25 protein-coding genes are annotated in these 24,150 nt (G+C 48.8%); 18 read left to right on the top strand and 7 right to left on the bottom strand.

Annotated features, from left to right (window positions below):
• Window positions 1-34 precede the first annotated feature (34 nt).
• From recA to BUB67_RS02040, 9 genes are all read left to right on the top strand, one after another.
• Window positions 35-1,081 carry a recombinase RecA gene (gene recA / locus BUB67_RS02080; RefSeq protein WP_073234913.1) on the top strand — a complete coding sequence of 349 codons (1,047 nt, stop codon included), beginning with the start codon at window positions 35-37 and terminating at the stop codon, window positions 1,079-1,081.
• A gap of 323 nt (window positions 1,082-1,404) precedes the next feature.
• Complete coding sequence (rny, locus tag BUB67_RS02075; RefSeq protein WP_420795737.1) at window positions 1,405-2,973, top strand: ribonuclease Y; 1,569 nt, start codon at window positions 1,405-1,407, stop codon at window positions 2,971-2,973.
• A gap of 166 nt (window positions 2,974-3,139) precedes the next feature.
• Window positions 3,140-3,658: a hypothetical protein gene (locus tag BUB67_RS02070; RefSeq protein WP_073234905.1), complete on the top strand. Its 519-nt coding sequence runs from the start codon at window positions 3,140-3,142 to the stop codon at window positions 3,656-3,658.
• Window positions 3,659-3,675: 17 nt separating this feature from the next.
• Window positions 3,676-4,455, top strand: coding sequence for a TIGR00282 family metallophosphoesterase (locus tag BUB67_RS02065; RefSeq protein ID WP_073234902.1), 780 nt, complete (start codon window positions 3,676-3,678; stop codon window positions 4,453-4,455).
• Between the two features lie 127 nt (window positions 4,456-4,582).
• Window positions 4,583-4,843, top strand: a complete 261-nt coding sequence (locus BUB67_RS02060) for a stage V sporulation protein S (RefSeq protein ID WP_008413380.1) — start codon at window positions 4,583-4,585, stop codon at window positions 4,841-4,843.
• Between the two features lie 100 nt (window positions 4,844-4,943).
• On the top strand, window positions 4,944-5,885 hold the full coding sequence (locus BUB67_RS02055; protein WP_073234898.1) for a dipeptidase: 942 nt from the start codon (window positions 4,944-4,946) through the stop codon (window positions 5,883-5,885).
• 92 nt (window positions 5,886-5,977) lie between these two features.
• Window positions 5,978-6,808, top strand: a complete 831-nt coding sequence (locus BUB67_RS02050) for a PHP domain-containing protein (protein ID WP_238456909.1) — start codon at window positions 5,978-5,980, stop codon at window positions 6,806-6,808.
• Between the two features lie 48 nt (window positions 6,809-6,856).
• On the top strand, window positions 6,857-8,023 hold the full coding sequence (locus BUB67_RS02045) for an LL-diaminopimelate aminotransferase (RefSeq protein WP_073234895.1): 1,167 nt from the start codon (window positions 6,857-6,859) through the stop codon (window positions 8,021-8,023).
• 68 nt (window positions 8,024-8,091) lie between these two features.
• A complete protein-coding gene (locus BUB67_RS02040; protein WP_073234892.1) occupies window positions 8,092-8,358 on the top strand; it encodes a translation initiation factor 2 in 267 nt (88 codons plus the stop codon).
• A gap of 43 nt (window positions 8,359-8,401) precedes the next feature.
• Here BUB67_RS02040 and BUB67_RS02035 read toward each other — a convergent pair whose 3' ends face one another.
• Window positions 8,402-8,926, bottom strand: coding sequence for an HDIG domain-containing metalloprotein (locus BUB67_RS02035; protein ID WP_073234889.1), 525 nt, complete (start codon window positions 8,924-8,926; stop codon window positions 8,402-8,404).
• A gap of 153 nt (window positions 8,927-9,079) precedes the next feature.
• Between BUB67_RS02035 and cobU the strand changes: the two genes are divergently transcribed.
• The 4 genes from cobU to guaB all read left to right on the top strand — a co-directional run bounded on the left by cobU (window position 9,080) and on the right by guaB (window position 12,319).
• Entirely contained in the window at window positions 9,080-9,661 is a 582-nt protein-coding gene (gene cobU / locus BUB67_RS02030) for a bifunctional adenosylcobinamide kinase/adenosylcobinamide-phosphate guanylyltransferase (RefSeq protein WP_073234886.1), read from the top strand.
• 15 nt (window positions 9,662-9,676) lie between these two features.
• Window positions 9,677-10,300 carry an alpha-ribazole phosphatase gene (cobC, locus tag BUB67_RS02025; RefSeq protein ID WP_420795735.1) on the top strand — a complete coding sequence of 208 codons (624 nt, stop codon included), beginning with the start codon at window positions 9,677-9,679 and terminating at the stop codon, window positions 10,298-10,300.
• 105 nt (window positions 10,301-10,405) lie between these two features.
• Window positions 10,406-10,630 (top strand): hypothetical protein, encoded by a 225-nt coding sequence (locus BUB67_RS02020; RefSeq protein ID WP_073234883.1) that lies wholly within the window; start codon window positions 10,406-10,408, stop codon window positions 10,628-10,630.
• 234 nt (window positions 10,631-10,864) lie between these two features.
• Entirely contained in the window at window positions 10,865-12,319 is a 1,455-nt protein-coding gene (gene guaB / locus BUB67_RS02015) for an IMP dehydrogenase (RefSeq protein ID WP_073234880.1), read from the top strand.
• Window positions 12,320-12,366: 47 nt separating this feature from the next.
• Here guaB and BUB67_RS02010 read toward each other — a convergent pair whose 3' ends face one another.
• Window positions 12,367-13,029, bottom strand: coding sequence for a GNAT family N-acetyltransferase (locus BUB67_RS02010; RefSeq protein ID WP_073234877.1), 663 nt, complete (start codon window positions 13,027-13,029; stop codon window positions 12,367-12,369).
• A gap of 368 nt (window positions 13,030-13,397) precedes the next feature.
• Here BUB67_RS02010 and BUB67_RS02005 point away from each other — a divergent pair, with 368 nt between their 5' ends.
• Window positions 13,398-14,777, top strand: a complete 1,380-nt coding sequence (locus tag BUB67_RS02005) for a coiled-coil domain-containing protein (protein WP_073235091.1) — start codon at window positions 13,398-13,400, stop codon at window positions 14,775-14,777.
• Window positions 14,778-14,844: 67 nt separating this feature from the next.
• On the opposite strand, the gene BUB67_RS02000 is transcribed toward BUB67_RS02005, so the two are convergent.
• Window positions 14,845-15,603, bottom strand: coding sequence for a CpaE/TadZ family protein (locus tag BUB67_RS02000; protein WP_073234874.1), 759 nt, complete (start codon window positions 15,601-15,603; stop codon window positions 14,845-14,847).
• Between the two features lie 304 nt (window positions 15,604-15,907).
• Here BUB67_RS02000 and BUB67_RS01995 point away from each other — a divergent pair, with 304 nt between their 5' ends.
• Genes BUB67_RS01995 through BUB67_RS01985 form a run of 3 tightly spaced genes read left to right on the top strand, consistent with a single transcriptional unit; the run spans window position 15,908 to window position 19,048 of the window.
• Window positions 15,908-16,834: a DMT family transporter gene (locus BUB67_RS01995; RefSeq protein WP_143156980.1), complete on the top strand. Its 927-nt coding sequence runs from the start codon at window positions 15,908-15,910 to the stop codon at window positions 16,832-16,834.
• 58 nt (window positions 16,835-16,892) lie between these two features.
• Window positions 16,893-17,585 (top strand): response regulator transcription factor, encoded by a 693-nt coding sequence (locus BUB67_RS01990; protein WP_073234868.1) that lies wholly within the window; start codon window positions 16,893-16,895, stop codon window positions 17,583-17,585.
• Window positions 17,582-19,048 (top strand): sensor histidine kinase, encoded by a 1,467-nt coding sequence (locus BUB67_RS01985; RefSeq protein ID WP_073234865.1) that lies wholly within the window; start codon window positions 17,582-17,584, stop codon window positions 19,046-19,048. The genes BUB67_RS01990 and BUB67_RS01985 overlap by 4 nt, the downstream gene beginning before the upstream one ends.
• A gap of 45 nt (window positions 19,049-19,093) precedes the next feature.
• Here BUB67_RS01985 and BUB67_RS01980 read toward each other — a convergent pair whose 3' ends face one another.
• Genes BUB67_RS01980 through BUB67_RS01970 form a run of 3 tightly spaced genes read right to left on the bottom strand, consistent with a single transcriptional unit; the run spans window position 19,094 to window position 22,172 of the window.
• Window positions 19,094-20,053, bottom strand: a complete 960-nt coding sequence (locus BUB67_RS01980) for an acyl-CoA dehydratase activase (RefSeq protein WP_073234862.1) — start codon at window positions 20,051-20,053, stop codon at window positions 19,094-19,096.
• A 9-nt stretch (window positions 20,054-20,062) separates the two neighbouring features.
• Window positions 20,063-21,169: a CoA protein activase gene (locus BUB67_RS01975; protein ID WP_073234859.1), complete on the bottom strand. Its 1,107-nt coding sequence runs from the start codon at window positions 21,167-21,169 to the stop codon at window positions 20,063-20,065.
• Window positions 21,170-21,173: 4 nt separating this feature from the next.
• Window positions 21,174-22,172 carry an acyl-CoA dehydratase activase-related protein gene (locus tag BUB67_RS01970; RefSeq protein WP_073234856.1) on the bottom strand — a complete coding sequence of 333 codons (999 nt, stop codon included), beginning with the start codon at window positions 22,170-22,172 and terminating at the stop codon, window positions 21,174-21,176.
• Between the two features lie 179 nt (window positions 22,173-22,351).
• Between BUB67_RS01970 and BUB67_RS01965 the strand changes: the two genes are divergently transcribed.
• Window positions 22,352-22,891, top strand: a complete 540-nt coding sequence (locus BUB67_RS01965) for an NUDIX hydrolase (RefSeq protein ID WP_073234853.1) — start codon at window positions 22,352-22,354, stop codon at window positions 22,889-22,891.
• Between the two features lie 448 nt (window positions 22,892-23,339).
• Here the strand turns inward: BUB67_RS01965 and minC are convergent, their stop codons facing one another.
• Window positions 23,340-24,029, bottom strand: coding sequence for a septum site-determining protein MinC (minC, locus tag BUB67_RS01960; protein WP_073234850.1), 690 nt, complete (start codon window positions 24,027-24,029; stop codon window positions 23,340-23,342).
• Window positions 24,030-24,150 lie beyond the last annotated feature (121 nt).

The raw sequence follows: 24,150 nt of genomic DNA, 5'->3' as shown, positions 1-24,150 counted from the left end.
ACATATGTTTAGATTGTAGGAAGGGAGATTTTTTATGTCCGATAAACAGAAAGCCCTTGAACTGGCCCTGGCCCATATTGAAAAGCAGTTCGGCAAAGGTTCCATCATGAAGCTGGGGGATTCCACCAAACTGAACGTTGAAGCCATTTCCACCGGCGCTTTGTCCCTGGATATCGCCCTGGGGGTGGGCGGCCTGCCCCGGGGACGGGTGGTGGAAATTTATGGTCCCGAATCTTCCGGTAAAACCACCGTGGCGCTTCATGTCATTGCCGAGGCACAAAGGAATAACGGTATGGCCGCCTTTATCGACGCGGAACACGCGTTGGATCCGGTATATGCCCGTCGGCTGGGTGTAGACATCGAAAATTTGCTGGTTTCCCAGCCGGATACCGGCGAACAGGCCCTGGAAATCTGTGAAGCCCTGGTACGCAGCGGCGCCATTGATGTGGTGGTGGTGGACTCGGTGGCCGCCCTGGTTCCCAGGGCCGAAATTGAAGGGGAAATGGGTGACACCCATGTGGGTCTGCAGGCCAGATTAATGTCTCAGGCTTTAAGAAAGCTGACCGGCATTGTGAGCAAATCCAAAACCACAGTTATTTTTATTAACCAAATTCGCGAGAAGGTAGGCATTGTTTACGGTTCTCCGGAAGTAACCACCGGTGGACGAGCCTTGAAATTCTATGCCTCTGTCCGGATGGAAGTTCGCAAGCACGAAAATATCAAACAGGGCACCGATATCATCGGTAGCCGTACCAGAGTGAAGATCGTCAAAAACAAAGTGGCTCCTCCCTTTAAGCATGCAGAGTTTGATATTATGTACGGTACCGGGATTTCCAAGGAAGGCAGCATTTTGGATGTGGCCACTGAATTAAAAATCATTAATAAGAGCGGCGCATGGTATTCCTATGGAGATGAGAGGTTGGGCCAGGGCAGGGAAAATGTTAAGGAGTTATTGAAGGAAAGGCCGGAACTGGCCCAGGAAATCGAACGCAAGGTACGTGAAAAGTTAGCCCTGGGCGGCATTGAGTTGGCTTCCGTCAACGGCCCTGCGGATGACTTTGCCGATGAAGATATTGGTTAAAGTTTAACCGGTTTTACCCCCGGGTTGCCAGGGGGGCGACAACAGAGGACCAGACAACCTTGACAGTGACTATAAAAAGATGTACAATTATCGTTGGGAGAAAATAGAATTTGATATCTGGCAACAGTTTTTTATTATAGATAAAATCCAATATCCTTAAGGCATAACCCTTATTCCTATTAGGGATTTTTGGCTTTTTTGTTGTGTCCCAATATCGTTACGTGGTTTTTCTTTACCCGTGATATGGACAAACCCAGATATCTGTTCTTTTTCTACCGAGTTATACTCGGTTTTTTTATTGTTTAAATGGTACTTTAAATTTGATGAACCCAAGACAGGAGGTGAAAACTGTGGAGTCAATTCAATTAATCTTGGTAATACTCGTTACTGCCCTGGGCAGTCTGGTAGCGGGATATTTTATTCGGAAAAATATTGCCGAAGGAAAAATTGCATCCGCTGAAGTCCAGGCGAAGAAGATTTTGGAAGAAGCTGAAAAAGATGCCGAAGGCAAAAAACGTGAAGCCATTGTCATGGCCAAAGAGGAAGTCCTCAAACTGCGTAACGAAATGGAAAAGGAAATTCGTGACCGCAGGAATGAACTACAGCGTTTAGAAAGAAGACTTCTTCAAAAAGAAGAAACCTTGGACCGCAAAATGGATTCCATTGAAAAGAAAGAGGAATCCCTTAGCCGGAAAGAGGTTGAAATTGAGAACAGCAAAGCTGAACTCAACAATGTTTTGCAACGTCAATTGGCTGAACTTGAGAGAATTTCCGGGCTTTCTTCAGAAGAAGCGCGTCAGATTTTGTTGAATGATATTGAAAAGGATCTTCAACATGATATGGCTCTGATGATTAAAGACTACGAAAACAGGGCCAAAGAGGAGGCCGAAAAACGGGCTCGGGATATTATTTCCTCAGCCATTCAAAGGTGTGCGGCGGACCATGTGGCGGAAGCCACGGTGGCTGTTATTCCTTTGCCCAACGACGAAATGAAGGGTCGCATTATCGGTAGGGAAGGTCGCAACATCAGAGCCTTCGAAACCTTAACCGGTATCGACTTAATCATCGATGATACACCTGAGGCTGTCATTCTGTCGGGGTTTGACCCCATTCGCAGGGAAGTGGCCCGCTTGGCGCTGGAGAGACTGATCTCCGACGGGCGTATTCACCCGGCCAGAATTGAAGAAATGGTGGAAAAGGCCCAGAAGGACGTGGAGGTACAAATTCGGGAAGCAGGGGAGCAAGCCACCTTTGAAACAGGTGTACACGGACTGCATCCTGAACTGGTGAAGCTGCTGGGAAGACTGAAGTTCCGTACCAGCTATGGGCAAAACGTATTGAAACACTCCATTGAAGTCTGCCACTTGGCAGGCCTGATGGCCGCCGAGCTGGGGATTGACGTGAAGCTGGCCAAACGTGCCGGTTTGCTGCACGACATCGGCAAAGCGGTTGACCATGAGGTGGAGGGTCCCCACGTTGCCATTGGGGTTAACCTGTGCCAAAAGTACAAGGAAAGCCCGGAAGTCATCCATGCCATTGCGGCCCACCACGGGGACGAAGAACCCAAAACCATCGAAGCTGTGCTGGTGCAAGCCGCAGATGCCATCTCCGCTGCCCGTCCCGGAGCCAGAAGGGAAACGCTGGAGTCTTATATCAAACGCCTGCAAAAGCTGGAGGAGATTGCCAGCGACTTTGAAGGTGTCGATAAATCCTTTGCTATCCAGGCCGGAAGAGAGATCCGCATCATGGTTAAACCCGATAAGGTGGATGATTTGGCAGCGGTCCGTCTGGTAAGGGACATCGCCAAGAGGATTGAAAATGAACTGGATTATCCCGGACAGATCAAAGTGGTTATTATTCGGGAAACCAGACATGTTGAATATGCTAAATAGGACCTGAACAATAAAAACGGCCCTGATGGGTCGTTTTTATTGTCAAACCACTTGCTTCCAGAACTGGAACAAAGTTTTTTTACCAAAAAAAATTCGCAAGCAGGAATGTATAGTTCACCAAAGAATTATTAGTTATTTGGATAGTTAAAACGGGTGGTGAAACTTTTTGGATTTCTGTTATAAAGGGAAGGAAGACCTGACCAACAGCGTTAGTTTGTTAATCTCCATCTTGATCAGGTATCCTGAAGTGGCAAAGATTAATTTTGACCCTGAGAATCACTTATTAAAATTTACCTTTATGTACGCCGGCGTATTATCGGAAACAGAGATTGCTGACCTAAAAGAAAATATTGTGAGCAGCATCGAGGTCTATAATACACTGGAATGCAAAAACCCACGGGTTGTCAACCTCGGCTACGAAGTATCGGACACCCTTACCATGATTGAAATTCAGAGGGATGTGGATACACTGGTACAAGAGGAAATCGCTCTCATGGTTGAGTTGTTCCGCCAGTACATAAATAAGAGTCTGGTTACCGAAGAAAGTGACCAACCCACAGACGAAGACCTGGTGGTTCAAGAAGAACTCATTGAATATATGCTGGAAAATATCAAAGCGAAATCCGAAAATAAAAGATTGTATGCATTCAGAGAAGAAGGGCGTGTCCTGGTTTTCAATAAGTAGGGGGGCTTCCGGATAAATTGCGTGTCTTAATGATAGGAGACATTGTGGGCCGGCCGGGCAGAAAGGCCGTGCTGGACAACCTGGGTTTTATTCGTAAAGAGCAAAACATTGACTTTGTCATTGCCAACGGTGAAAACGCCGCCGGTGGTCATGGGATTACCAAAGAAATTGCCAGGCAGCTCTATGCCGCCGGTGTCGATGTCTTTACCATGGGGAATCATGTCTGGAATAAAAAAGAAATTATTACTTATATCGATAAAGAGAAACGGCTCCTGCGACCGGCTAATTATCCCCCTGGTACACCGGGAGCAGGTTTCAATATTTTTGAAACCAAATCAGGGCACTCTATCGCGGTGATTAATGTCTCGGGCAGAATTTATATGCAGGAACTGGACTGCCCCTTCAGAACCGTGGATCAAATCCTGGAGGAAATAAAAGGCAAGACCAAACTCATTTTTGTTGATTTTCATGCCGAAGCCACCTCCGAAAAGGTTGCCATGGGCTGGTATCTAGACGGGCGAGTTACGGCAGTTTGTGGTACACATACCCATGTGCAGACAGCGGATGAGCGCATTTTACCCAAAGGCAGCGCCTATATCACCGATATCGGAATGACCGGGCCAAGGGATTCGGTGATTGGTGTCAGCACCCACCTGGTCATTGAGAAGTTTATTACGCAAATGCCCCGGCGGTTTGAGGTTGCGGAAACCGGTTATCAATTTAATGCCGTGGTTATCGATGTGGATCCTGTCAATGGATCAGCCCTTAAAATAGAACGTATATTTGAGTTAGAATAGGTTTTCGGCACACCCTCCCCACAAAATTTATAAATTTCTTACAATAGGAGGAATTTTTAGGAGTCTGCAGAATAAAATCAATACAGGGATTAGAGCAATCGCCAAACTAACTAAGGAGGGTTTCAGCATGGAAGTCTTAAAAGTTTCAGCAAAGTCCAATCCAAATTCTGTAGCCGGGGCGCTGGCCGGTGTCCTGAGGGAGCGCGGTTGTGCCGAAATGCAGGCCATTGGTGCAGGCGCATTAAACCAGGCGGTAAAAGCTATAGCAATTGCCAGAGGTTTTGTGGCCCCCAGTGGAGTTGATTTGATTTGCATCCCTGCCTTTACTGACGTAATCATCGACGGTGATGAAAGGACAGCCATTAAGCTGATTGTAGAACCCAGATAATACAATAATCAGTCAATTCGGTACAACCTGTTTGCTACGCGGCAAACAGGTTTCTTGCTTCAAAGGATTTTCCATCTCCAGGGAAAGGTGGGGGTGCCGGTTGCCTGTGGTAGACGCACACTGTGATACTTTGACAGTGCTGTCCCAGCAAAACAGAACGCTGGGAGTTCAATCTTCCCGTGGACATTTGGATCTGCCCCGTTTACGCAAAGGCGGCATCGATGTTCAATTTTTTGCAATTTTTGTGGGGCCTGAATGTAATACCAACCCGGTGGATTATACCAACGAAATTATTACCCTGTTTAAAAAAGAGATCAACATGAACCGGTCTTTGATCGAACATGTCCGTTGTTATGGAGATATAGAAAACACATTACAGAAAAAAAAGACCTCTGCAGTCCTTACCATAGAAGGCGGAGAAGCGCTCAATGGCAAGGTCGAACAACTGGATGTTTATTACAACCTGGGTGTGAGGGGTTTAACCTTGACATGGAACGGCAGAAACGAACTGGCGGACGGCGTGGGAATGGGTCCTGAAGCCACCGGCTTAACCCAACTGGGGCGGCAGGTGGTGCAGCGGATGGCTGCCCTTGGCATGATGATTGATGTATCTCACCTGGCCGAACCGGGCTTTTGGGATGTAATAAGAGAAGTAAAGACCCCTGTCTCGGCAACCCACTCCAATTGCCGGCAGCTTTGTGACCATCCCCGCAATTTGACGGACGAGCAAATTAAGGCCATTGCTGAAAGCGGCGGGGTTATCGGTGTCACCTATGTACCCCAGTTCATTGATGCCAATAAACCCTCCATCGACAGGCTGCTGGACCACATCGATCATATCTATAAAATCGGCGGCATCTCCTGCATCGGCCTTGGCTCTGATTTTGACGGCATCGATTTCACCACCGAGGGGTTGCACGACGCCAGTGTGGCAGTCCCCAATATTGAAAGGGCCTTGTCCAAACGGGGATATAAAGCCGGTGAAATTGAAAAGATAATTGGAAACAATTGGCTGCGTCTGTTTAAAGAAGTTTGCGGTTAGTTTGAATATTTCGAGAGGAAATTTGCTTCCTAACTAGAAACAATATAGAATGGTTGGACTTCCGATGTGGGAATACTGGGAAGAAAAAAGCGGTGATTCTTTTGTATGCGGATTTGCATATCCATACCACTGCCTCAGACGGTTCGGATACTCCCGGCGAAGTGGTAAAGAAGGCCTTAAGGTTGGGACTCAGGGCCATTGCCATTTCTGACCATGACACATTGTCCGGAGTAACGGAAGCACAGCAGGCGGCAACCGGTTTCAGGTTGGAGGTTTTATCGGGGGTGGAAGTCAATACCTATTTTCAGGGCAATGAAGTCCATGTGCTAGGTTACTTGATCGACCCCCGCAACGATGAATTTGTGACCAAACTTGAGGAATTTCAGGGCGAACGACTGGAAAGAACCAAAAAGATGGTTGCCAAATTAAGAGAACTTGATATAAATATTGACTTAGACAGGGTTTTGGAGCTGTCCGCCGGGGGTTCGGTGGGGCGGCCTCACGTAGCGCAGGCTTTGCTGGAAAAAGGTTACGTTTCATCCCTGCAGGAGGCCTTTGCCACTTACATCGGGGCGGGTAAACCGGCCTTTGTACCCAGGGAAAAACTAACACCGGTGGAGGCCATTCAATTAATCATCAGGGCTGAGGGGGTCCCTGTGCTGGCGCATCCAGGGTTGGTTAAACTTGACCCCTTTCTGACGGATCTTATCGAGGCAGGCTTGAAAGGAATTGAGGTGTGGCACCGCAATCACACCCCGTTGATGGTTGACCACTATTACCACCTGGCCCAAAAATATCACCTGATTCCCACCGGGGGCTCGGATTATCACGGGGTCGGTCACGACACCTGCAATATCCTGGGGGGTGCTGTGGCACCCTACCAATCAGTTCAATTATTAAAGGCGGCAGCCGGGAAAAACTAGTTCCCGGCTGTACATCAGGCATCATACAGGATCGGAGTTGAATGAAGAATGAAACTGGCACGCCGGATGGAAGCACTGGCACCGGGTATATTTGCGGAATTGGCCAGGGCTAGGGCCAAAAAGGAGGCCACAGGAGTAAGGGTTATTGATTTGAGTGTAGGGAGTCCCGATCTGCCCCCGGCCCCCCATATTATCGAGGCGCTGCGCAAGGGTGTGGAAAATCCCCGCAATTATACCTATCCCCTCAGTGGGAAATTAGAATTACACCGGGCGCTGGCCCACTGGTACAAGCAGAGGTTTAACGTGGAGATGGACCCGGCAACGGAAGTTTTGACACTGATGGGGTCCCAGGACGGCTTGGCGCATGTCGCACTGGCTTTCATCAACCCCGGTGACATCGCCCTGGTACCCGATCCGGGTTATCCCATATATGCGGCCTCTATTTTGCTGGCCGAGGGCGAACTATACCCCATGCCTTTGTTGGAGAAGAACCGGTTCCTGCCGGATTTAACCCTGATTCCGCCGGAAGTGGCCAGACGGGCCAGGATGATGACCATTAACTATCCCAACAACCCGGTGGCCGCTTCCGCCGATGCGGATTTCTTTAAAAAGGTTGTGGAGTTTGCCAGGACCTATGACATTGTGGTGTGCCATGATGCGGCCTACGCCGAACTGGCCTATGATGGCTTTAAACCCATGAGTTTCCTGGAAGTGCCGGGGGCCAAAGAGGTAGGCATTGAATTCTATTCCTTATCAAAGACCTATAACATGGCAGGCTGCCGCATCGGTTTCGCTGTGGGTAATGCAGAGGTATTGCGTGCCCTGGAGCGCATTAAGTCCAACATTGACTATGGTGTTTTCTCAGCGGTGCAGGAGGCCGGTATTGCCGCCTTAACCGGCGACCAGGCATGCGTCCGGCAAACCGCAACCACCTACCAGAAACGACGGGATATTCTGGTGGAGGGTCTGGCCAAACTGGGCTGGCAGGTGGAGAAGCCGCAGGCCTCCATGTTTATCTGGGCGCCGCTGCCCAGGGGTTACCGTTCCTCCATGGATTTCTGCCTGGAATTTTTAGATAAGACCGGCATACTCATGGTGCCCGGGGTGGCCTTTGGCGCCCGAGGAGAAGGTTATGTGCGCATAGCGCTGGTGCAAAAGGAGGAGGATTTGCAGGAGGCCGTTGAAAGGGCTGCTTCTTTATTCCAGTTCAATTAGTTAAATGTCTACAACATCACCCCGAAGCATATACTACTGTAAGAGGGATTGCAAGGGGTGGTGCAGTTTTGAACGGCAGTGCGGATCTTCAGTATCTGCAAAAACGGATTCAGGAACTGGAAGAAAAAGTAGAGCAGCTTCGGCTTAGCCGTCGGGTATTAATGAACCTCATAGAGAAAATCGAAAAGGATAAATCAATGTTTGTGAGCCGGTTGGAGAAGGAGAACCGCAAGCTTCACAAAGAAAATTATCGTTACGCCCAGAGTTTGTTAAAGCAAAATCGCAGAATTGTCGAGTTGCAAAACCGGTTGGAGAATCTTCAAACGGAAATATAATGTCAAACCGCCGCGGGCGGTGTTTTTATTTCTTTTCCTTGGATTAATTTAATGCATCCGCCTCCCTCAGCAACTTCAGTTCCGGAGGTTCCCCGGCTTGTTCCGACCGGTGGTGGTTTTCAATGAGATAAATCACATCCGGGGACAGGTTGGCCCGCCTAGCGATGTCAGCGCCGGCCAGACAATGATTGGCGTGAGCGGCAGCGGCCAGATAAAAATGCCCGGAGAAAAGTTTATCCTGCAGCATCCTATGGTACAGCCTCGGTGTTAATGTTGTCATCACAACGATGAGGACCCTGTCCATCGTTTTAATAAGGTTGGCGGGTTTTCCTATGTCATGCAGCAAAGCGGATTTGATCAGCACTTTTTCATTTACCTGTTTATTTTTTGACAACAATTTCAGGCAAGTGCGGGCCACTCTGACGCAATGGGTCTGGGTCGGCCTGTCCATGCTAAAGAACAAAGATTGCTCTTGTTCATTTAGATATCTTTTAACAAAAGTGATTTCAGCAGGGCCCACTTTACTGAAAAGGGCATGCCAAAATTGCTTGATGCGATTGAGAACCACCTTGTTTATCCTCCGTTATATTCCTAGCTAAAATAAAGGCTGTTGGGCAGGAGTTTTACCGGTGCTGGCAGAAATCCTGGTAATATTACTATAACACACTGCCGGTCACAATCAAATTTGTTACATTATGCAATGAATAAGGAAGGTTGTTTCATGAGTTTCACGAATCAAGGAAAACTGGTCCTGGTTTTGGGCGGCAGCCGCAGCGGTAAAAGCCGGTTTGCAGAAGGCCTGGCCCGGAGACTGGGGAACAAAATCCTTTATATAGCCACTGCCGCAGTATATGATGAGGAAATGGCCCGGCGGGTACAACTGCACAGGGACAGGCGTCCGGCTGCCTGGGATACCCGGGAAGAACCCCTGCATGTCATTGAGGCCGTGCAAGAGTCAGCAAACCGGTATCATGTTTTGTTACTGGATTGTCTCACCCTCTGGCTGACCAATTTGTTATTAAATGATGACATTTCCGGTCCCGCTACACCCTGGCCGGACAAAGAGAAATACTTGTTAAGTCTGGTTACACAACTGGCAACAACGTGCCAAAACTGCCGGTCCTCTGTGGTGGTGGTCAGTAACGAAGTGGGTCTGGGGCTGGTGCCGGATAATCCCCTGGGCCGCGCCTTTCGGGATGTGGCCGGTTCGGCCAACCAGATTTTGGCGCATTATGCCGATGAGGTTTACTTTGTGGCAGCGGGGTTGCCCATCGAATTAAAATCCCGAGCATGTACCATTTAATCTAAGAAGGGATTGATGACGGTGAAGACCAGGATCTACCTGGTGCGTCATGGCGAAACAGCATGGAACGCCGGCGGAAAATTTCAGGGCCACTCGGATATCCCATTGTCCGAGCGCGGCAGGAAGCAGGCCAAAGCCCTGGCGGAACGTCTCAGCAACCTGAAGATTGATGCTTTCTACAGCAGTGATTTGTCCCGGGCCAGGGAAACCGCCGGAATCCTGGCGGAACCCCACCGGGGAACCGTTTACTACCTGCCGGAATTACGGGAAATCAACTTCGGCCGGTGGGAAGGCCTCACCTTTAAGGAAATTGCCGAAGCTTACGGTGAACTGAGCACCCGGTGGTGGGCCAGTCCGTTAACCATCCAAATTCCTGCCGGAGAAAGCCTGCAGCAGGTGGTGGACCGCTGTACCAGGGCCGTCGCGGGCATTATCACCCGCCATGCCGGAGAAACGGTGGTGGTGGCGGCCCACGGCGGGGTCATTCGAGTCATCGTGGGTGCCGCCCTAGGCTTAGATTTAAATCATTTTTGGCAATTGCGGTTGGACAACGTTTCACTAACCGTTCTCGAATATCACGGGCCTGAGAAAGCAATTTTGGAGTTGTTTAACGATACCTGTCATTTGCATGAAAAATAGTGTGATGTTAGGCCACCACCTTGAGGTGGTTTTTGTTTTTCATGGATAATCCACATCCCGCTGAGAAAGACTAGTTATAATAAGTCAGCAGGGAGGAAGATTGATATGGAAGAATATCTCAGGTCCAGAGTTCCCTGGAGTACAGAACCAAGTTTGGAAACCAAGGCAAACGAAGTTGGTGTCGACTTTGATGCTCTTATTGACGGTATAAAGAACAACCGGTCTGATGAGGAAATGGCAAAGGAGTTCGGTGTTACGCCTAAATGCATCGGCTACTTGAAAGATCATTTTTGGACCCATGGCATCGGGTCCATTATGGGACAAGACTAACTTAGCACATATAAAAATAGACTCACTTCCCGTTGTTTTGGTGGGAGGAGTCTTCTTTTTTCTCAGGGTACTGCTTAATCAGTTGTTTAGGCACAGGAGGGCGTCATTTTGTTCCGGAGGTGGTAAAAATTAAGTCTTTCTAACGACAATTTTCTGGTAACATTAACATACCTGTGATATAATAAACAATTATATTTTTGAGCTAGGTCCTACCAAAAGAAGGGAGAGATAGAGTTGTATCCGGAGAAATTTGCTAAGTTGGGACTGACATTTGATGATGTATTACTGATTCCTGCGGCCTCAGAAGTGCTGCCAAGGGACGTTGATACCTCTACCTACCTTACCAAAAAAATTAAGCTTAATATACCTATTATGAGCGCCGGTATGGACACGGTTACCGAATCACGTATGGCCATTGCCATTGCCCGGGAAGGCGGCATCGGTGTTATTCATAAGAACATGTCCATCACCCGTCAGGCCATGGAGGTTGACCGGGTAAAACGCTCGGAACACGGGATTATTACCGATCCCATTTTTCTTTCCCCCGAAAGCCCAATTCGTGAGGCACACGAATTAATGGAGAGATATCATATCTCAGGGGTTCCCATTACGGTGGACGGCAAACTGGTAGGTATTTTGACCAACCGGGATCTTCGTTTTGAAACCAACGATAACCGTCCATGCGGCGATGTCATGACCAAAGAAAACCTGATTACTGCGCCGGTAGGCACTACGTTGGAAGAAGCCAAACAAATCCTCATGAAACACAAGGTGGAGAAACTGCCCATTGTGGACGAGCATTATAACCTGCGGGGTTTAATCACCATTAAAGACATTAAAAAGGCCAAAGAGTACCCCAATTCCGCCAAGGATCACCGGGGTCGCCTGAGGGTTGCCGCTGCGGTGGGCGTTGCTTCCGATACCATGGAACGGGTGCAGGCCCTGGTGAAGGCCAAGGTGGATGTTATTGTGGTGGACACCGCCCACGGCCACTCCCACATGGTGGTGCAGACCGTTAAAAATATCCGCTCCGCTTTTCCGGATTTAAACATCATTGCCGGCAACGTAGCCACCGCCGAAGCCACCAGGGATTTAATTGCCGCCGGTGCAGATGCCGTCAAGGTGGGCATCGGTCCCGGCTCCATCTGCACCACCAGGGTGGTGGCCGGTGTCGGGGTACCGCAGATTACCGCTGTTTATGATTGCGCCCAGGAAGCTGCCAAGTATGGCGTTCCGGTGATTGCCGACGGCGGCATTAAATATTCCGGGGACATTGTGAAGGCCATCGCCGCCGGCGCCAGTGTGGTCATGCTGGGCAGCATCCTGGCGGGTACCGAAGAGAGCCCCGGAGAAAAAGAAATTTACCAGGGTCGCAGTTACAAAGTATACCGCGGCATGGGTTCCCTGGGAGCCATGAAACAAGGAAGCGGGGACCGCTACTTCCAGGAGCAGGCCAAGAAAATGGTGCCGGAAGGTGTGGAAGGTCGTGTTCCATATAAAGGCTCTCTGTCCGATACGATATTCCAACTGGTGGGCGGTTTGAAGGCCGGTATGGGTTATACCGGCTGCCGGACCATTGAAGAACTCAAAACCAATGCCAGGTTTATTCGCATTACCCCGGCGGGTTTGAAGGAAAGCCATCCCCACGGTGTGCATATCACCAAGGAAGCCCCCAACTACAGTTTGTAATTTAAAAGTCCACGGAGCATATCTCCGTGGACTTTTTGCATCTCAAATTATCGGCCCCGATTAAGAAATGTCAATTCTTCAAATCGCTGGATGGCTTCCTTGGGCACATTCTTGCCAAACCGGACCATCAATACATTGGCGGGATGTTCCGTGATATCCGGGTCGTCGGTAGCTCTTTTCACCAACCCTACGGAAGAGAAAAGCCTGGTGAGCATTTTTTGGTAGTTCATCATGGTTAAACCGTTGTTTTTTAGATCCCAGTGCCAGCAAAATACGATGGTGATAATGATGTGATTTTCTACAAAGCTGTGGGCAAAGGCCTCCATGAGTAAGTAATGGGCAATTCTGTCGTTTCTCCATTCCGGACTCACTTCTACGGCGCCCAACTCAAGAATGTAAGGATGTTTGCTCCACCGGCTGTACTCATCGGGCGCATGGAAGGTTACATAACCGATAATTTTGTCTTGAAACCTGGCAATAAAGACTTTACCTTCCGGCAGGTTGGAAATCAGCATTAATGCTTCCTGCTGCCTAGCGGGGGGGCGGAAATTCTTGAGGCCCGGGTCCATGGTTAAGCGGGAAATATAATCACTACTGCAGGGGCCCTCCATATGAATAATGCCCCTGGATGTTCTGAGCACCCCGTTTTCCATTCTTAACACCATATTATTGTTTGGGCCGCTGGCATCAGAACTAAAGGCAATACTCATCGCGCTCCCCCCTTACTACAGCTTAGACAGGTATACCGACCGTTCAAGTCAAAAAAACAACCTTTTAATTTTATTATATGTTACTTGTGCCTAAATTTACAAGCATTTAGCAACCTTTTTTAAGGTGGTTCTCGTACTAACGATTTACTGTTTGTGACACGGCTTTTGATTTTACCAAGCCTGACGACAGAAATTTTATAAACGGTGCTGATTTAGAGATTCTATGTAAAGTGCCAACGAAACTTGTAGGAAAAATTTTACAAATCAATAGCAGGGAACTTTAACCGGAAGGGGAATAAGTAAGTATGAAAAGTCATATAATTCCATTTCTGCCATTTAATTATAGTACAGGAAGGTGATGGGTTTTGGTGACCACAAAACTTAATTCCCTAACAGATGTGTTAAAAAAGACACTTTTCTTTTTTGATGGTTTATCCGTTGAAGAAATCGCCCCCTATGTTCAGAAAAAGATGCTGCAGGATTATTCAACGGATAAAGTTATTGAAAAAATCAGATTGTGCTTAAAACAACACGTCTGTTTTTATAACGATGAGAACGGCAAGTGGCGTTTAAAATTGCAGGGATATCCGGAGAATGATCATTTTTATCAAATGTTAATCAAGCGTCAGCAGCCCATCGGGCTGCGTCAGGTGGTAACCAACCCTGTGGCCAGAAAGAAGAGAGTGCGGAAATTGGCCGAAGAGGCTGCCTTAATGCCCGATGGACGGTTTGTCCAGTTGGATAACGGCAGTTGGGGGTTAACCGAATGGAATGTGGATGCAGAGCAGTATTCCTTAAAGCATTTGGTGATCAAAGCGCTAAAGATGCACCATGGGGGCTTATCCACCCAGCAGGTTTTTGAGTGTGTCAATGAATGGCGCCGGACCACCAGGGCAGCGGTGCAGCAGGTCTTAACAAAATTCCCCTATTTTGAAAGAATCAGCAGTGATGTTTGGATTTATAACCAGCAGTCCCATGCATTGTATGACGATTTGGTAAAACGTTATTTAAATATTTTAAACAAACAAAAGAAGCAGTGGCAAAATGACAGAGAAAAACTGCTACAAAAAAATGAGAATCTGGTACACCAGTTAAAGGAATTGGGTTCAGCCCAGAGGGAAGCCGCTGCGGCCCTGGCCCAAAGGGCTTCCGTCATTGAACAGTACAATCACCTGGCTACCCAGTTGTCGGAGAAGGATTTGCTGCTTAATCTACGCAAAAAAGAAATTTTACGTTACCGTCACGAACTGGAAAGAACAGAAAATAAGGCCAACAGCATCCTTTACCAGTGCAGGTTATGGGTTCGCAAATGCAAGGAGTTGGAAAACGAAAACTTGCGCTTAAAGGACATGGCCGAAAAAAATCAATCCAGTTTGGAAGGCTTATTTTCCAAGCTCCAGCAATACAAGGAAAGGGACCGGGAAAATAAAGCCCGCCTAGCTGAGTTAAAGGAACGCTACAGCACCAGAGTGGCGGAACTGCAGACTGAAATCGTAGAGTTAAAACAAAAAATAGAAAAATACCAGGAGCTGGCCAATATTGAGGAATGCAAGCTGAGGCAAGATATTAATACACTCAGCAATGACCTGAAAGAGGCCCTGGAGGGGGGAGAGGATTTACAGAAGTCCCTCCGTTTAACCCAGCAGGAACTGAGCCGGGTGCAGGCTGAAAAACTCGAGTTGGAAGCAAAACTGAACCGCCCCCTGGTACGATTCTTCAGTAAAGTCAGCAGTCTTTTTGGATGGTAACGGGCTCCGTCTTTATGGAGAAAAACAGGGTGCACCTGCAGGTGCACCCTGTTGTCTTGGGAAACACTTATAAAACATCCAGGATTTTCTTAATGGCATTGATAAAATCAACGTTGTTGGGGTCCGCCACATTCAGGTAGACGTTTTCAGTGTCCGCGGAGGGTTGGTAGGTTTTATCCAGAACCGGCACAATGCCGATGACCGGTAGACCGGATTCCTTTTCAATTTCCTCAATGGTAACCTGCACCGGGTCTGGCACTTTGTTTAAAACAATTTTAAAGTTTTCTGTGGAATAATCCATATCTTGTAATTTATGCAGATAAAGGATTAAGTCCTTTACGTTATATCTAAAGTTATCCATTACAATCAGTACATGGTCAGCTTCATCTAAGATGACCTGGTTGTAATCACGGTTGCTGCTGTCGGTATCGATAATCAGCATATCATAGGGGAGCTGCTTGAGATTTCTTACCACGGTTCTTATCTTTTGGGCAATTTCTTCATCGTCGGCCAGATATTTGGCGTTTTCACTGGATAATACCTTAAGGCCTGTATTGTGGGTCAGTAAATATTTGCTGAGTCTATCCTCGCTAAAGTGAATGGCAAAATAGGGATTGTTTTTGGCTTCCTCGGCAATATCCTTCAGCAGGTCTTCCAGATTGGGGGAACTGGGCAGGCCCAGGGCCCGGCTGTGTGGATCGGTAATGAAATCCAGGTCGGCCAGAAGAACTTGATTTCCTTGCATTTGTGTATAACCTGCCAATTCCTTGGCTATTTTCGTTTTTCCTTCACCCCGATGAATACTGTGCACCATGATGGTTTTCATCCTATCGCCTCCCTTAATTTTTATCACCACGAACAGATGTTAAAATATACACCTTCGTTAATTATATCTTACTATGCCATAATTACTAATTAATTACAATATCTTAAAATGTTTCGAAGAAAAAGCCTATCCTCGGTTTTTCATTTCCTATGACAATTTTTTTTGTCGTAAATAGAAGGTTGTATATATGGATCATGTTATAATTTTTTTAATTTCACACCATATCTTTGTGCTATTATAGTATCATGATCTATCGACATCTAATATTTGGCAGGTGAAATGATTGGTGTTTGGCGGCGGAAATATGTTCAGTTATTTTATGCTGGCCCTGGCAACCTTTGCCTGGGGAGGGGCCTTTGTGGCAGCCAAGATGGTGGTGACGGAGCTGCATCCCCTGGTGGCTGCGGTGGCGCGTTTTTGGTTGGCTTTCTTATGCTTGATCCCTTTCATGCTCTGGAAGGAGAGGGGGAAGGCCGGAGTCGCGCTAAAGGATTGGCCTGTATTAATCTTTCTTGGCTTTTCCGGTATTTTTCTGTATAATGTGCTGTTTTTTAATGGCTTGAGAATATCGGCAGCCATGGACGGTTCTTTACTGGTGGCCTGTGGACCTGTTTTAACGGCTATTTTATCCGCCCTAGTCTTGCAGGAACGTTTGAATTTCCGCCAGGCCATGGGTTTTTTGGTATCCCTTTGCGGTGTAGTGGTCATTGTAACCAAAGGAGTACCGTCGGCCTTGCTGGTCTGGGATATCAACCCCGGTGATATTATGTTGACTTGCAGCGCGCTGACCTGGAGTTTTTATTCCGTTGGCGGCAAAGTTGTTATGAAAAGGTTATCCCCGGTGGTTTCCACCACCTACGCCATGGGGATCGGCGCGGCCATGCTGACCCTGGCAGCCATCCCGCAGCTGACGGAGAACCCTTTTGCCAATATGACACAAACCTCTGTGGTGGGTTTGGGATACCTGGCTGTTATTGCTTCCGCCCTGAGTTTTGTACTCTGGTTTGAAGGGATCAAAAGGGTAGGGGCAGGGAAGGCTTCCATCTTCCAAAATATCGTTCCTCTGTCCGGAGCGCTCCTTTCCATCCTGCTGCTGGGTGAGAAATTGCAGGCCTTTCATCCTATCGGCGCGCTGTTGATACTAGGGGGCGTCTATATGGTGACCAAACCTGCCAGGGCTCCTAAGGCTGCCGTCACGGGCGGCGTCCGGCAGAGTTCCCAGGAGATATGATCAGGGCACAGCGGGTTTGTTTTGGATTTTTAAAACCAAATGTAAGTAGGTGACTCTCTTGCCCAAGGTGTTGCTTGTTGATGATGAGGAGAGAATCAGGGACTTAGTAAAGGTTTACTTGACCAGAGAAGGATTTGCCGTGGAGGAGCATGACAGCGGCACAGGGGTTGTAGCCATGGTGAAGGACAATCACTACCACCTGGTTATACTGGACCTTATGCTGCCGGGCACCGACGGGCTGACTGTCTGCAAGGAAATCCGGAAATTCTCCCGTGTCCCCATTATTATGTTGACAGCCAAAGGCGATGAAATTGATAGGGTCCTGGGGCTTGAGGTGGGGGCAGACGATTATATCGTGAAACCCTTCAGTCCAAGGGAATTGGTGGCCCGGGTAAAAGCGGTCCTGCGGCGCACGGCGCCCGAGCAGGAACCCCTGGAAAAAACGCCGGGTGTTTTAACTTTTCCCAATCTGGTGATTAATCCAGAGTTCCGGACAGTAGAGGTCAGCGGCAAGGAAATTTCTTTAACCCCCAGGGAATTTGATTTACTCCTTTATATGGCAAGATCGCCGGGCAGGGCCTTTACCCGGGAAAACCTGTTAGAAAACGTCTGGGGTTATGATTTTTACGGGGACTTACGTACCGTAGATACGCATATCAACCGCTTACGGGATAAACTAACCGTTGAAGGACTGAGACAGCCTATTGTCACTGTTTGGGGAGTCGGCTATAAATTTGAGGTGGCCAAATGAAGCAGGGCGGTATTGTCAAAAAATTATGGACCGCCACGGCGCTGCTGGTGCTTCTGACACTTGGCATAGCCACCTTGACCCAGCTGTGGCTGCTGCAAAAGACCTATTACCGGCAGCAGGTGGATAGGCTGCTGGAGGGGGCCAGGGGTGCCGCCGATGCCATAGCAACAGACAACGGTACGGAGGCGGTTTACTTGCAGTTGGAGGGTCTGGCCGGCAGTTTACAGGCCACGGTTTTTCTTTTGAATACCGAGGGGCAAATCATTCACAGTACCAGTGGCAGTGGTTGGGGACGTGGTATGATGCATGGTATGGGAATGGGTCCCCGGGGGTTTGGGCATGGCATGAGGGAACAGTTTGCCCAGGTGGATATGGATGAAATTTTAGCCGGCAGGCCGGTGATTTACCGGGGTCATCATCCCATGTTTAACACCGAGGTTATTACCGTCGCAGCGCCCATTGAAAAAGACGGCTCTGTCATGGGCGCAGTGGTTGTCAATACACCCCTGCAGCCCATTGACGCCAACCTGCGCGCCCTGCAGGGTGTAAGCATATACAGCCTGTTATTCGGCCTGCTCCTGGCTGCGCTCTTTAGCTGGTTTTTATCACGCTCCCTGTCCAAACCGCTGCTCCAGATGCAGGAGGTAGCCAAATCCATGGCCCAGGGCGATTATAGCAAGAGGGTCCGCATCTCCCGTGATGATGAGATTGGTTGGCTGGCGGAATCGTTAAACACCCTTTCCCGTGAACTGGAAGAAAAGATCAGCCTGCTGCGCCGGGTTGATGAAACCCGGCGGGATTTTGTTGCCAGAGTATCCCACGAATTAAGAACCCCGCTCACCATCATCCAGGGCAATGCTGAGGCTTTGCTGGACCGGGTGGTGGAAGACCCGGCCAAGCAACGGGAATACCTGAACAACATATTGGAAGAGACTCTGCGGCTGAGGCGCCTGGCCAATGAGTTGTTGGATTTGCGAAAGATCGAGACAGGCGAGGTGGACCTTTATAAAGAAAGGGTAGATGCGGTAAGCCTTTTCACCGGTGTTGTGCAGAGAATGCAGGGACTGGCCGCGGAAAGGGAAATCCATTTACGGTTGGAGACACCGCAACAGGCGGTGATAGTGGAAGCAGACACGGATCGCCTGGGGCAGATCCTGATCAACCTGATTGAAAACGCCCTGCGTTTTTCACCCGCTGGGGGAGAAGTATTGGTAAAATTAATGGAAGGCAAGAACGAAATCATTGCCGAAGTCAGAGACAACGGCCCCGGTATCCCGGAAGATGAACAGAAATTTATCTGGGATAAATTCTACAAGGTGGACAAGTCACGCTCCCGCTCCGTCAGCGGCACCGGTCTCGGGCTGGCCATTGTCAAACATCTGGTGGAACTGCACGGCGGTGCCGTTACCCTTTTCAGCAAGCCGGGGCAGGGAACAACCTTCCGGTTTACCATACCAAAATAAGATTGACGAAAGAAAAATGGCTATGCATTGCTGCGTAGCCATTTTCTATAAATCTGCGATGTCCCATTTGCCGCAGCGGGAGCCCCAGCGGCCAATGATAGCTTCGTTTTCCAGCACTTCGACAATTTCACAGAGGTTGGAACAGCTATTGCACTCAAAGCTGCGGGTTTTATAGGAGAGGCTGGTCACATCGAAACCTTTGAACCTGGTTTTACCGCCCCGGCTCATTTCTTCTTTGGCCAACTGCGCAGCCCCTAGGGCGCCCATAACATTGTAATACCTGGGTATCTGTACATCAAAACCAAGGGCCCTTTCAAAGGCGGCTTTAATTCCCTCATTGGCGGCAACTCCCCCCTGGAAGAGGATCGGGGGCAGAATCTCTTTGCCTTTGCCCACGTTGTTTAAATAGTTGCGAACCAACGCTTCGCAGAGGCCGTTAATGATATCTTCCACCCGGTGGCCCATTTGCTGCTTGTGAATCATGTCGGATTCCGCAAAAACTGTGCACCGGCCGGCAATCCGGACCGAGGAGGTAGATTTTAAAGCCAGTCTGCCGAATTCCTGAATGGGGATACCCAGGCGAGCAGCCTGCTGATCCAGGAAGGAGCCGGTACCCGCCGCGCAGACGGTGTTCATGGCAAAGTCTGTTACCACACCGTTCCTCAAGATAATAATTTTGGAGTCCTGGCCGCCGATTTCCAGCACGGTCTGCACGTTGGGTTGGACCAGTGAAGCGGCCACCGCATGGGCGGTGATCTCATTTTTAATGACATCCGCCCCCACCATCACACCGGCTAAAAAACGCCCGCTGCCGGTGGTGCCAACCCCGGCGATTTGGAGGTCGGAGGGAATGCCTGCGGCAGCCTCTTTTAAACCCGCCTGCAGCGCCTCAATGGGGCGTCCCCGGGTCCGCAGATACAGGGAGGTAATTACTTCATTATCTTCAGTTACAATAACAATGTTTGTACTGACGGAGCCTACGTCTATTCCTAAATAAGCCTTCATACACTACTCCTAACTCGTTACAGCCGGATGGGTATCCAGACGTGCAAGTTTTTTTCTTCTCAACAGGTCCACAAAGGCTTCCAGCCGGGTAGCCATACCGGCCTTTCCTGTTTGCTCATCTAAAAAAAACGTTAGGACCGGGATATTATACTTACGGCTGACCCTGGTTAACACTGTTTTGGAGACAATTTCCGGAATACAGGTGAAGGGGGCCAGTTGAACCACCCCGTCAAATCCCTGCTGGGCGTAAAGCACCGTATGTCCCACCGAATCCTGACCGTGTCCCCCGATGGCCACCGGGATCCAGGACTTGGCGGCTTCGTGACAGGTAACCAAATCTTTACTGTTCTTGTTTAAATTGTCCCTGGTCCAACCGGTTAGGAAAATGGAGCGTTCCACCTCCACCCCCAAATTACCCAGCACTTCTTCAATTTCCTGATTGCTGGCCGGCTCCAGGAGAACATAAATTTCTCCGATAATGCCCACCTTTAAAATCATGCGGTCAGGGTCCTGGGGGATGTTGTTTAATGCCTTGACAGATTCGTGATAGGCCTCATCAATTTCCTGATAGGTTTTCGCCTGGTCCAGCCAGAGCTGGACCTGGCGGTACACCTTGGAAGTGGCGCCGGCCACCAGTTCCCTGGGTCGAATTTTGTGGGTTAACCTTTCCACATTGTCCAGGGCCTTAAGCTTGTGCCAGCCCTTTTTAATGGCCTGGTAGACAGCCCGGTAGGACAACCTGGCGCTGTTAAGAAAGTTGACCTTTTTCAAAAAGTCAATGGGGTGCCGGAGCGGCGCTTCAAAACAAACCATGTTCACCTTATGGCCCAAATCCTGAATGATCCTGTGGTGGACCTGAGCATATAAACCGGCCCTGCAGGGGCCGTGTCCCCCGGAAGTAACTAAGGTGTTGGCGCCCATTTCAATGGTTTCTAAATATGTGCCCAGCAGGATCTTAAAGGGCAAGCAGGCAAACTCCGGGGCATGCTGTACCCCCAGATCCAGGGTTCTTTTGCTGGGGCGGGGAGGAACAACCACTTCGTTGCCCATTTCTTCCATCAGCATTTTGAAGGCAATATAGGAGTGGCCCATGCGGGGAAATGTGACCTTCAGCATTGGACTAGACCCCCTTTTTGCGGCGCCTGACCATATCTGTAAAGGCCTCCAGTCTGGTGGATATGCCGGCTTCTCCGCTGTGCTCATCAATCATCAAAATCATAAAAGGAATATGAGGGTATTTCTTTGATTCCATTTCAATCAGGCGATAAACCATGGCGTCAGGTCCGCAGCCAAAGGCGGTCACATAGATGATGCCGTCCACCCGACCTTCACGAAAGAAGTGAAGGGCAGCCCGGAAGGCCCGGTCGCTAAAGGTCCAGAACATGTCTTTCGGGTACGGGTGTTTCTGCCTGGCCAGGATCCCTGGGGGCAAATTTTCTGTGGTTACCACCTGAACCCCCAGGCGCCGCAGTTTGGTTAAAACACCTACATTAATAAAATCATCGTAAAGATGATAAGGATATCCCAGGACAGCAAATTTAAGGGAGTCTTCGGGATAAGCAATGTTAACGTTTTTTGCCCCGCCCAACACGGCAATGGCCTGATTGGGCAGCAGGCCTGATTGTAATAATTCAAGGTAGCGTTGTTCGGTTTTTAATGAACGGTAAAAGGCTTTAAGAATTTTTAGTTTGTCATTGGTAAATTTACTGCCTAACTGAAAAAAAGACTTAGCCAATTCAGTTCTCCTGGCCAGAAATCCTTTATACCGGTTGTTAAACATGGTGTCGATGATCGGCGGCAAATGATTCAGGCTGTGTTTGATCATGTCCGGCAACCCTAAGAATTTTGGACAATAAAGGGTTTTGCTGTTCAAGCAGTACAGCCTGGGCACAAAAATGTAGTCTGCCTTGTCCTTAAGGGAAAGGACATGACCAAAATAAAGCTTAATAGGGACACATGCTTCCGCCAGCGCTTCCTTGACACCTTCGTCAAGCATTTGCCTGTTACTCAGGCCTGAGGTGACAACATTTACGCCCAATTCATTTAAGAAGGAACGCCACCTGGGGAAATATATATAATAGGCTAACGCCCTCGGGATCCCTACTGTAGCAACAGACATTACATGCCCTCCTTAACTACTGACAGGAAATTATTTCTACATATTCTATGAAACTCCTTCATAAAGTAGGCCAACTTTCATACAAACATTTGAACACGAACTTCAAAAACCCGGCAGGAATCTGACAGATACGAAGGGAATAAATGGAAGAATACACAACGAAACAGGAGGCTGAATGAATGAAAGATTTACGGGAAAAAACCCTGTCCTCGAAAAGAGTTTATGAAGGAAGGATTTTAAACCTGCGGGTAGATCAGGTGCTGCTGCCCAACGGTAAAGAAAGCGGCAGAGAGGTGGTTGAATTTTCCGAGGCGGTAACCATCGTGGCCGTCACCGAGGACAAGAAGGTCCTGCTGGTCACCCAGTACCGCTACCCGGTGTCAGAGGTCTTACTGGAAGCCCCCGCCGGCAAAATGGATCCCCGGGAAAACCCCGTGGCATGCGCCCGCCGGGAACTGCAGGAAGAAACCGGCTATACCGCCGGTTCCCTGGAGAAAATATGCGAGTTTTATACCACCCCGGGCTTTACCAATGAGCTGATGCACGTGTTCCTGGCCCGAGACCTTACCCCCGGTGAGCAAAGCCCCGATGAAGACGAGTTTGTTCAGGTGGAGGCGGTTCCCCTGCAGGATGCCATTGCGATGATATACAACGGCAAAATCAGAGACGGCAAGACCATTGCGGGGCTGCTGGCAGCCTATAATATGTTAAAGGAGTAACGTCTTAATGGGTGAATCATGGGGACGGTTCTCTTGAGTCTGGTGAATCACGGGGACGGTTCTCTCATCTGAATCACGGGGACGGTTCTCTTGAGTCTTAGTATGCACCGCATGTTTGATGTGTGCAGCAGCCCAACGGTAGATAAAACTAATTGACGACCATATGGTGCGATGAATTTAGGATTAATTATAAAGAAAAGTTTGACTCGTACGTGCTGCTAGCATATTGATGTAAAAGGAGAAACTGCCTGCTTTGTATGATGCCTGGCAGTGGCTGAAATCATTTCCAGACAGTCTGATGTTTGTGAGAATTTAGGACAACAGATGAGACTTTATTCGGGTCTATTAGAAATAAAGAATATGTATACAACCTACAAATTTTTAAAGACAATTAATCTGAAACCCGGAACTGCTGAGAAATCTCAGGAGTTCCGGGTTCTTTATTTTCTTAAGTGGTATGGCGTCCGGCGGGGCGGCTGCTGTTGTAGGACTCTACGATGATTTGGCCGTCGTCCGAAAGATAAGCAATTTCCGGGTAGTTTGCCTGGGTTTGGGCATCAGGCGGGGCACAGGCGATAGATGTACCGATTCTTAGCTGGGCGGGGGAGAGGCGGTGGGCCACCACCCGGGCGTTCCGATCACCGTTGGCCCCGGCATGGACTACGCCGCGGCAGCAGCCCATGACCAGAACATTGCCGTAGGCCACCACTTCAGCGCCGGCGTGAATGTCACCCAGGACAACTACATGGCCGGGATAGTTAATCTGCTGTCCGGAACGCAGGCTCCTTTTCACCAGAAGAGTATCTGATTTGGTTTTAGCGGCGGCCTGTTGCATTTGTTCCGGTTGGTTTGCTGCCTGCTTTTCGACGGCGGGACCGGCAGCTGTTGTGCTGTCGACCTTTGCTTTAATTTCAGGTTGGTGGATAAGCCCGTATTGCAGGCAGATTTCTTCCAGCACCCGTCTTTGCTCATTTTCCACCGGTTCCTGGTAAAAGGCAAACTTGGCCCCTTTAAAGAATCCCCGGGCGGCCTCCATCTTTTTATATAAATTTTGCTTAATTTCCTCAAAATCCCGCTCCTGGTCAACCAGGATTAACAGGCCGTGCCTGGTTCCTTTGATACTGACGGCGTCACTCATGAAGGTCACCTTCCAATTTTTACATATTATGTAGTTTATTCGACCACAGGTGACCAAATCCTTCTTGGCAAACCGGAAAAAATCATGAAACAGGAATAATTGTCTTTTACGGGGAAAGCCT

Origin of the sequence: Desulforamulus putei DSM 12395, from assembly GCF_900129195.1 — a bacterium.
GTDB classification, from domain to species: Bacteria; Bacillota; Desulfotomaculia; order Desulfotomaculales; family Desulfotomaculaceae; genus Desulfotomaculum; species Desulfotomaculum putei.
The sequence above is the reverse complement of the archived record's forward strand: the minus strand, read 5'-3'. Positions and strand labels throughout refer to the sequence as shown.